Source organism: Dokdonella sp., from assembly GCF_049593775.1.
Lineage (GTDB): Bacteria > Pseudomonadota > Gammaproteobacteria > Xanthomonadales > Rhodanobacteraceae > Dokdonella.
The window spans coordinates 1-9,143 of the sequence record NZ_JBAWHJ010000284.1 but is presented as its reverse complement, the minus strand read 5'-3'; the positions used below and the strand labels follow the sequence as shown (position 1 = coordinate 9,143).

General features: G+C 57.1%; 8 protein-coding genes and 1 pseudogene. 1 reads left to right on the top strand and 8 read right to left on the bottom strand.

Annotation, left to right across the window (positions count from 1 at the left end):
* From WBP53_RS10125 to rpsP, 6 genes and pseudogenes are all read right to left on the bottom strand, one after another.
* A pseudogene (locus tag WBP53_RS10125) lies at window positions 1–270 on the bottom strand (methionine aminotransferase); the annotation flags it as partial.
* A gap of 109 nt (window positions 271–379) precedes the next feature.
* Window positions 380–2,284, bottom strand: a complete 1,905-nt coding sequence (htpG, locus tag WBP53_RS10120; RefSeq protein ID WP_423928517.1) for a molecular chaperone HtpG — start codon at window positions 2,282–2,284, stop codon at window positions 380–382.
* Window positions 2,285–2,469: 185 nt separating this feature from the next.
* Window positions 2,470–2,835: a 50S ribosomal protein L19 gene (gene rplS / locus WBP53_RS10115; RefSeq protein ID WP_423928515.1), complete on the bottom strand. Its 366-nt coding sequence runs from the start codon at window positions 2,833–2,835 to the stop codon at window positions 2,470–2,472.
* Between the two features lie 57 nt (window positions 2,836–2,892).
* Window positions 2,893–3,633, bottom strand: a complete 741-nt coding sequence (gene trmD / locus WBP53_RS10110; RefSeq protein ID WP_423928513.1) for a tRNA (guanosine(37)-N1)-methyltransferase TrmD — start codon at window positions 3,631–3,633, stop codon at window positions 2,893–2,895.
* A 26-nt stretch (window positions 3,634–3,659) separates the two neighbouring features.
* Window positions 3,660–4,172, bottom strand: a complete 513-nt coding sequence (gene rimM / locus WBP53_RS10105) for a ribosome maturation factor RimM (RefSeq protein ID WP_423928519.1) — start codon at window positions 4,170–4,172, stop codon at window positions 3,660–3,662.
* The gene (gene rpsP / locus WBP53_RS10100) at window positions 4,172–4,432 is read right to left on the bottom strand and encodes a 30S ribosomal protein S16 (protein WP_423928511.1); all 261 of its coding nucleotides are present in this window, start codon (window positions 4,430–4,432) and stop codon (window positions 4,172–4,174) included. Before rpsP ends, rimM begins: the two co-directional genes overlap by 1 nt.
* Window positions 4,433–4,780: 348 nt before the next feature.
* On the opposite strand from rpsP, the gene WBP53_RS10095 reads away from it, so the two are divergent.
* Window positions 4,781–6,832 (top strand): sulfatase-like hydrolase/transferase, encoded by a 2,052-nt coding sequence (locus WBP53_RS10095; protein ID WP_423928509.1) that lies wholly within the window; start codon window positions 4,781–4,783, stop codon window positions 6,830–6,832.
* A 494-nt stretch (window positions 6,833–7,326) separates the two neighbouring features.
* On the opposite strand, the gene WBP53_RS10090 is transcribed toward WBP53_RS10095, so the two are convergent.
* On the bottom strand, window positions 7,327–7,692 hold the full coding sequence (locus WBP53_RS10090; protein ID WP_423928507.1) for a hypothetical protein: 366 nt from the start codon (window positions 7,690–7,692) through the stop codon (window positions 7,327–7,329).
* A complete protein-coding gene (locus tag WBP53_RS10085) occupies window positions 7,692–8,675 on the bottom strand; it encodes a hypothetical protein (protein WP_423928505.1) in 984 nt (327 codons plus the stop codon). Before WBP53_RS10085 ends, WBP53_RS10090 begins: the two co-directional genes overlap by 1 nt.
* Window positions 8,676–9,143 lie beyond the last annotated feature (468 nt).

Here is a 9,143-nt window from a genome sequence, read left to right as displayed (position 1 = left end):
GGTTACCTCAGAGCCGGCATCGACCCGGCAGGCATAGAGGGTCTCGCACTTGCGCGCAATCTGCTCGCACAAGGCAGGCCAGCCGGTGGCAGGCGCATACTGGTTCTTGCCCGAATTCATGGCTTCGGTCACGGCATCCCGCAATGCCTGTGGCCCGTCGAAGTCCGGAAATCCCTGCCCCAGGTTGACCGCCTTGTGGCTGGCGGCGAGCTGGCTCATGACAGTAAATATCGTTGTACCGACTTTTGGCAGCTTGGTTTCAATTTTCATCGCAACCCTTTGCTCAACAAAGAGAAACGGCGCGTGTTCAGACACGCGCCGTTGCACAAGATAACCCAGATTGGAGCCTGAGATGGCCGTCTGTCGCGGAACAGCTAACTCAACTGCTACGGTCTGCGGAGTCCCGATCGTCCTGACTACGCTCGAGGATCACCCGATTGAGTCGCTGCACGAATGCGGCCGGATCATCCAGTTGTGCGCCTTCGGCTACCTGGGCCTGCTCAAGCAGTAGCAGGGCAAGGTCATTGGCGCGCGAATCGTCCGTTTCGACCTCAAGCCTCTGCAGCAATGCGTGGTTCGGATTGATCTCCAGCACCGGCGCCGAGTCCGGCATTTCGTGCCCCGATTGCTTGAGTGCGCGACGCAGGTGCAAGGCCATGTCGTACTCATCAAGGACCAGGCAGGAAGGCGATTCCGTCAGGCGACGGCTGACCTTGACGTCACTGACACGATCGCCCAGCAATTCCTTTAGTCGAGCCACTACAGCGGATGCCGCCTCTTCCACGGCCTTGTGCGCTTCGGTAGCGGCGGCATCGAGTTCAATTTCGCCCTTGCCGATATGGCGCAGTTTCTTGCCCGCGTATTCGGTCAGATAACCGGCCATCCATTCATCGATCCGATCGGACATCAACAGCACTTCGACACCTTGTGCCCTGAGTGCTTCGATCTGGGGACTGCCTTTCGCCGCTGCATACGAATCGGCCGTGATGTACCAGATCACCTCCTGGTCAGCCTTCATACGGCCTATGTAATCGTCCAGGGACACCGTAGGCGCAGAACCTTCCGAATGGGTCGAAGCGAAGCGCAGAAGCTTGGCGATCCGTTCGCGGTTTCCTGCGTCTTCGGCGATGCCCTCCTTGAGCACACTTCCGAAGGCATTCCAGAACGTCGCGTACTTGTCGGAGCCATCGGCCGCCAACTTGTCCAGCAGATCAAGCGTGCGCTTCGTGCAAGCTCCACGAATCCTTTCGACCTGGCGGTTCTGCTGCAGGATTTCGCGACTGACATTGAGAGGAAGATCGTCGGAATCGACAACACCGCGGACGAAGCGAAGATAGGCCGGCAACAATTGTTCGCTGGCGTCCATGATAAATACCCGGCGGATGTACAGCTTGAGGCCCTTGCGCTCCTCGCGGCCGTTCGCGAAGTCGAACGGTGCCTTCGCCGGCACGTACAGCAGTGAAGTGAAGTTCTGATTGCCTTCGACACGGTTGTGCGTCCAGGCCAGCGGGTCACTGAAGTCGTGACTCAGCGACTTGTAGAAGTTCTGGTACTCCTCGTCCTTCAATTCACTCTTCGGCCGTGTCCATAGCGCGGATGCCGAATTGACAACTTCCCAGTCTTCGGTCGGCTTGCCTTCGACCTGCTTGGGCATGCGGATAGGGAAACCGATGTGATCGGAGTAGCGCGAAACCAGGCTACGCAGCTTCCAGTCTTCGAGGAATTCACCTTCATCTTCTTTCAGGTGCAGGGTCACCGTCGTCCCGCGACGCGACAGCGGAATGCTTTCGAGTGTGTACTCCCCCTTTCCGTCGCTTTCCCAACGGACACCTTCATCTTCGGCACTGCCTGCACGGCGGCTGCTTACGCTGACTCGATCCGCGACCACGAATGCGGAATAGAAGCCCACGCCGAACTGGCCGATCATGCGGGAGTCGGCCTTCTTGTCAGCTCCCAGGGTCTCCAGGAAACGACGCGTGCCGGAACTGGCGATCGTGCCGAGGTTGGCAACCAGTTCATCGCGATCCATGCCAATGCCATTGTCATGCACGCTCAGCGTGCGAGCATCGGCATCAAACGAAATATCGATTCGCAGTTCGGAGTCATCGGCCATCCAGTCCGGATTGGCTATCGATTCGAAACGGAGCTTGTCGCAGGCATCCGAGGCGTTCGAGACCAGCTCACGCAGGAAGATGTCCTTGTGCGAGTAGAGAGAATGCGTCACCAGGTGCAGGACCTGGGCAACGTCGGCTTCGAACTTGCGGGTTTCAGTGGGGTTAGTCATGGGCAAGGGCCTTCAATAGAAGTCTGAGCTGCCTTGCTGGTGGGGGTTGCCGCGCTGTTTTTCAAGCGTTCGCGCTCGAATTCCGCATCGCGCAAAACAATACGGCCGCCTTTCGGCGGCCGTATTGCGACGAGAAGCACAGACGCGACTCGATGCTTCAAGACGTATTGCTTGTACCGCGCAGATTATTCCTGCGGGGCGATCGGCGTGCTCAGATCTTCCTTGATGCGTGCCTTCTTGCCCTGCAAACCGCGCAGGTAATAGAGCTTCGCACCACGCACCGAGCCGCGACGCTTGACCACGACCGATTCGATGATCTGGCTGTGCGACTGAAACACGCGCTCGACGCCCGTACCGTGCGAGATCTTGCGCACCGTGAAGGCGGAGCTGAGGCCCGCATTCTTCTTGGCAATGACCACGCCCTCATAGGCCTGCACACGCTCGCGGTTGCCTTCCTTGACCTTGACGTTGACGACAACGGTGTCGCCAGGGCCGAACTTCGGCAGGGTGCGGCTGATCTGTTCTGCTTCAAACTGTTGGAGGAGGTTCATGGCAATCACCAGTATCGTTGGATTCGTTGTGCAGGTTCGGCACCAGCCGCCCTGCGATTACTTGGCCGCCCGGTATTCCTGGCGGAATTCTTCAAGCAACGTGCGTGCTTCATCATCAAGCTGCACACGTGCCAGTAAATCAGGGCGCCGCAGCCAGGTTCTTCCGAGAGCCTGCTTGCGTCGCCAACGCCGGATCATCGCGTGATCACCCGACATCAAAACTTCCGGCACATCGCCGAATTCACTTTCAACCGGTCGCGTGTAGTGCGGACAATCCAGCAGGCCTCCGGTGAAGGAATCCTGCTCTGCGGATAGCGCGTCATTCAACGCACCTTCCTGCAACCGTCCCACTGCATCGATCACGACCGCTGCCGCGAGCTCACCACCGGAAAGGACATAATCGCCGATGGAAATCTCTTCATCGACCAAGTTTTCCAGTACGCGCTCGTCAACACCTTCGTAGCGCCCGCACAGCAGGATCAGTCGATCCAGTTGCGCGAATTCCTCGACTTTTTCCTGCGTGAGCCTTGCTCCTTGCGGGCTCATGTAAACCACCCTGGCCGGAGACTCCCCTCGCACTTTCGCCAATGCATCGCGCAACGGCGCGATCGTCATCAACATGCCGGGACCTCCCCCAAAGGGACGGCCATCGACCGTGCGATGGTTGTCGGTCGCAAAATCACGTGGATTACAGGTGTTTACCTGAAGGAGCCCACGCTCCTGCGCCCTTCCCACCACGCCAATTCCTGCACAGGAATCGATGAATTCGGGAAACAGCGTGATGACGTCAATGCGCATCGCGCGGTGTCCGCTCAGTCCGGTGTCTAAAACTCCGGATCCCAATCGACCGTTACCAGGCCTGCATCGAAATCCACAGTCTTCACGTAATCATCAAGCACGAAAGGCAATAGCCGCTCGCGCTCGCCATCCCGCACTACCATGACGTCGTTGGCTCCCGTGGCGAGCAGATGCGAAATCCGCCCCAGTGCCACACCTTCGACGGTGACCACATCGAGTCCTTCGAGGTCGGTCCAGTAGTACTCGCCAGGCCTTGGCATTGGCAACATGGATCGCCTGACCTTGATCTCGCTGCCAACCAGCGCCGCAGCACGGTCCCGATCGGCACAATCCGGCAAGCTTGCAACCATGCCCTTGCCTTGTTCCCTGCCGCGACAGCCGCTGATCTCCTGTTCACCAGCCGCCGAACACAATACCCACGGCTCGTAACGGAAGATCTGCATGCGGGGATCGGTGTAGGACTCGAGTTTGACCTCGCCCGCCACACCGTGGAGCCCGACGATCCTGCCAACCAGGATCAACCGGTCACCCGCCGCAATCACGCCGCTTGTGCAGCCTGCTTGCTCGCAGCCTTGTACAGAGCCTTGACCTTTTCAGTCAGCTGCGCACCTTTTTCGATCCATTGCTTGACGCGTTCGGTATCAAGCTGGAGCTTGACGTCCTGACCGGCTGCAATCGGGTTGTAGTAGCCGACGCGCTCGATATTGCGACCGTCGCGCGCATCGCGCTGGTCGGCAACAACGATGTGATAAAACGGGCGCTTCTTGGCGCCGCCACGTGAAAGGCGAATCTTGACCATGATATCTCTCTGATATTGCTGAAATTTCCGGCGCGCACGCCGGGAAACAACCGGGTCGGGCCAAGGGAGCCGGGCATTTTAGCGGATTTGCAGGAAAATGAAAGCCCTGCAAGCATTTACGTCCAACCTGGCGGGATTCTCTGGACGCGCTTGTTCCTGAGTTTTCCCGCCGTGACACCCTGGACAATCTAGGCGAAGGCGTCGTCGAGTTTATACAAGGGACGCGCTGGCTCGAAGAAACCGATTCGTGCCCGGCCGATAATTTGAGTATCTTCTCCTCCTCTTCCTCCAAGGCTTTCTGGCTTGCTACTCAAAAAACCACTCCCATTATTCGCCGCACTGGCATGCTTGGCGCTGGTAGTTGCCGGCATCGCGCTCCTGTTCATCCAGCACAACCGCCCACAGTTGCCCGAGTCGACGCCTGTATTGCTCATCACGGTGGACACCTTGCGGCCGGATGCTCTGGGGTGGATCTCGAACGAGAATGCCACACCGACTATCGACGCACTTGCGCACAACGGCGTGTCGTTTGCCAACGCGGTATCACCCACGCCACTGACGCTTCCGGCGCATTCAAGCATCATGAGTGGGCGCAATCCGGGACGTCACGGAATTCGGGACAACGGCCAGATCCTGCCTGCTTCTGTCGGCGTGCTGGCAAGCACGTTGCGAGAGGCTGGATATTCAACCGGTGCATTCGTAAGCGCCTACGTCTTGCGCGCGATGTTTGGACTGGATCGCGGCTTTGATCACTACGACGACGAACTTACCTCCGGCGAAGAAGGCTGGCTGGATCGTCCTGCAGGCCAGACCATCGGCAAGGCCCTTCCCTGGATCCATGAACAGCATGGCAAGCCCTGGTTTGCATGGATCCACCTCTACGACCCACATACTCCCTACGCGCCACCAGCCGGGTTCGAAGGAACCGACCCGATCTCCAACTATATGGGCGAGGTCCGCTATGTCGACCAGGAGCTGGGGCGCTTACTCGACGCGCTTGAAGACCTCGACGTAAAACCGCTGATAATCCTTACCGCCGACCATGGCGAAGCCTTTGGCGAGCATGGCGAGATTGAGCATGGGTTGTTCATTTACGACACAACGACCCTGGCACCCCTTATCTTCAACCATCCCGACATATCACCTACACGGCCTGCGTATCAGCCACGGCTGATCGATATCGCGCCCACGATCCTGGATTTGCTAGGCAAACCAACGTTGGCCGACATCGACGGCGTCAGCATTGCTCCGGTGCTTTTCGGCGAAGTCAGGAGTGCGCCACCCGCCTATTCCGAAACGTTTCACCCCTGGACCACGTATGGCTGGGCCCCGTTGGCTGCATTACATGATGGTGCCTGGAAGGTGATTGATGGCCCGGAACCAGAGCTCTATAACCTAGGCAATGATCCAGACGAGCTGAATGACCTGGCAGCGGATCAGGTAGTTCGCACCGATCGCATGGTTCTGGAACTGGATCGATGGCGCTCGCCTGATGACCTCCTCGATTCAACTCGCATCGAGGACAGCGCGACGATGCAGAAACTGGCCAGCCTCGGCTATCTGGGCAACGCCTCGACAGCCAGCGTCCCGACTTCGGGCTTGCCAAATCCTCGAGACATGCTGGCGGAACGCGCCGTATTGCGACAAGGAGAAGGTCTGCTCCGAAGCAACAGGCTGGAGGAGGCTTTGGCTGCCTTTGACAAGGTGCTATTGACCGACACCAGGAATCGCTACGCGACCCTGCGTTCAGGAATCAGCCTGCTCAAACTGAATCGACTTCCAGAAGCCATAGAACGTCTGAAAGCGAGCCTGGTCCTCGACCCAAGCCAAGCCGAAACCCACTACGCGCTGGCCGATGCCCTGACTCGCAGCCAACGATTTGAGGAAGCCGCTGAACAATGGATGGAAACGGTCAAGCTGCAGCCCCGCAGGGCCGCCGCATGGGGCAATCTAGCCCTGGTCTTGAGCACGATGAATCGTGACGAAGAAGCCCGTAGCGCGATCAACACGGCACTTGAGATCGAGCCCGACGATGTGCGTTTGTTGCAGAACCTTGCAATTCAACAGCGCAAGGAAGGGCTTAAAGCGGACATGATCCATACACTGGAACGGGCCGCGGCAGTCGGAGGGGAAGAATTCACGCTAGAAGCCCTGTACGGCCTGGAGCTGTATGACCAGGGTCGAGTCAACGACGCAAGGCAATGGCTGCTCAAGGTTGAACCGAATGAACCAAATTTTGCGGAATCCCGGTTCAGGTTGGCCCAGATCAGCCTGAGCGACAGCGAGACAGAAAGAGCCGCCGCGCTCCTTGACGAAGCAATTCGATCCAATCCGGCATTACTCCCGGTTGCCAAGGCAGACAAGCAACTCTCGACCCTGTTGCCAAGATCCGGAAAGTGAGACTGGATCTGACATTCGGACTCTGTCCAACTATTGCCTATTCTTGGTTCTTCCAAAGCCTCTACGGCCTTTCGAACCAATTTCGTTCTGAACCCGGAACGATGCGAGATCAGGCTGGAATCACCACTACTTTCCGCCCTTGCTGCTGACTAGTGCTGTTCGGAGCACTCCCGATACCAGCAGCAGCAGCTACTCGGCTCCGATCCGCGCGAAAGCGCGGAGCAGGACACCTGCAAGTTCGAGCCAATCCACCAACCAGTGCCGGAAAGGCAGGCAGCCAAGATCGTTCGGCTAGTGACGTTAATCGATCTTGTTGACAGGAGGTTCCTGGTAGCTTGCTGACCATGTCGGCCAAGCGCTTCTTGCGCCCGCTCTTGGCGATGGGACATCGTTTGACGGGAACCTCGCTGCCAATCTCTTTTCGACGAACAAGATTGCGACGAGGGTGCACGGTGCCACCGTGATCACATGCCAGCACCTGGGAGCAAACTGGACTACTGGGGCACCTTTTTGCGAACGACATCGGTCAGTTTTTGCTTTCGACCACTGTCAGCCACGGCATCAATATAGTAGTAGTAGGTTTTTCCACGCTCGGCGCTTTCGTCTACATACTCGTAGCTCATGAGCGGACTCGACTTGTCATTTCCTTCGGGCTCCAGCTTCTTTGCCACGATGCGCGAATTGATACGCAAGAATGGCCCGCTTGCACTATCGGATCGATAAACCACGTATCCGTAAAGCCCCTTTTCGTTCTTGCTGGTCCATTTCAACACAGGCCCCGAAGTACCTTCGGCAGCAACAGGACTGTATGACGTTGCAGTACAGAGTGCCATTGTCAGCAACAGAATCCGTCTGAGCATCACTGTTCCCCCAGAATGGTTGTCGTGCTCCTGACCGTAACCTCGTCGAGGTCGCCAAGATCGGTGACTTTCACGCCGATCGGCACAACCAGGGCATCTATAGGGATCTGCAGGTCGACTTCGTCGTCTTCGAACTGGACATTGATGACGGCACGAAGCCCTCTGCGAGCGCGCATCGAATCGAACATGACATCAAGATCAACACAGCCGTTTCCGCAATCAGAGGTCTCGATCTTCAGAGCTGAACTTCCCGAATTGATTTTCTTAATCCTTACGCCACCTCCACCCACACGATTTACTCGCAGATTGACCTTGCTGTCTTGCCCTTCGGGGACGCCACCAAGTGAGACGGGGATAGGCGACACCGTATATTTGCTGAATGCTCGAACGATAACCGGTATTCGCAGTTGCGAATCTTCCTCCACGTTCGATTCCAGGATCACCTCACCGACGTTCAAGCCAAACTCGGGCAACTTGTTGGTTGTAGCTACAACACCGACGGCCTGTGACGAACCACTTTCTGGTGAGACAAACGAAATATCAAGCCAGTCAGGTTTGGAAACGACTTTCGTGAACTTCAACTCATTGACCAGCCTGGTATCAAAGTCGAGTTTTGTCTGTAATTTCTGCCCAGGCAGCATAGTTCCGAAATCAAGTACAGCAAATTCCGGTCCATAGGCTGCCTGAACAAAATAGGGGATGCGAATTACGCCGACATTGGACTTTTCAGCACCTGCCTTGACGAGAAAATTGACCTGATCGCGCCCAAGCGCCTCGGGAAACTTGTATTCGAGGATGATGCGGCCCTTGCCACCCGGAGCGAGTGTCTGGGGATCGGCTCGCCCCGACCCTTCACCCTTGCGTGGAAACACAGAGCTGATCGTGATCGGATCAGTGCCTTCATTGACAACGTCGTAGATCAGTTGACTGGCAACACCTCGATAGATTTCAACGGGCAATGCATGCGTGGGAGTAATCCTCAAACTGGATTCTGTCTCGGAATGAGGGACCTGCTCGGCCACAGCTATTCCGCAAATGCTCGTCAATATCAGCATCAGGCATCTTGCGCAGCGCAGAAGCGGGATGAGTTTCAACATGGGGAATTTCCAGGGTGTGAATCACGCTGCCTGTCAGACGCGCAAGCAGGCTATTGTGGGTCGACTTGGCTGGATGGCATCGTGCTGATTTGCAGTCACAAGATCAACCAGCAATATCGGTTGCGGACTGAGCCATTCAGCCGCACCGTTCCGAGGGCACAGGACCACGGTGCCACCCGCCCGCCAGACTCGAGCACGAGGGACTTTGGACTAGCAAAGACATAGCTGCGAACGGTTGACCGCAATCATGCTGCACAACATCAACTGCGTTCCTGCAAATGAAAAAGGAGCCGTGAATTATCACGGCTCCCTGTGTTTCTCAAGCAGTTCCCAGCATTTCAGTCAACGCTGAAA

What these genes read in the sequence shown, in the direction of transcription:
- rpsP (WP_423928511.1), bottom strand. Translation starts at nt 4,432, where the DNA reads ATGGTCAAGATTCGCCTTTCACGTGGCGGCGCCAAGAAGCGCCCGTTT.
- WBP53_RS10090 (WP_423928507.1), bottom strand. Translation starts at nt 7,692, where the DNA reads ATGCTCAGACGGATTCTGTTGCTGACAATGGCACTCTGTACTGCAACG.
- rplS (WP_423928515.1), bottom strand. Translation starts at nt 2,835, where the DNA reads ATGAACCTCCTCCAACAGTTTGAAGCAGAACAGATCAGCCGCACCCTG.
- trmD (WP_423928513.1), bottom strand. Translation starts at nt 3,633, where the DNA reads ATGCGCATTGACGTCATCACGCTGTTTCCCGAATTCATCGATTCCTGT.
- htpG (WP_423928517.1), bottom strand. Translation starts at nt 2,284, where the DNA reads ATGACTAACCCCACTGAAACCCGCAAGTTCGAAGCCGACGTTGCCCAG.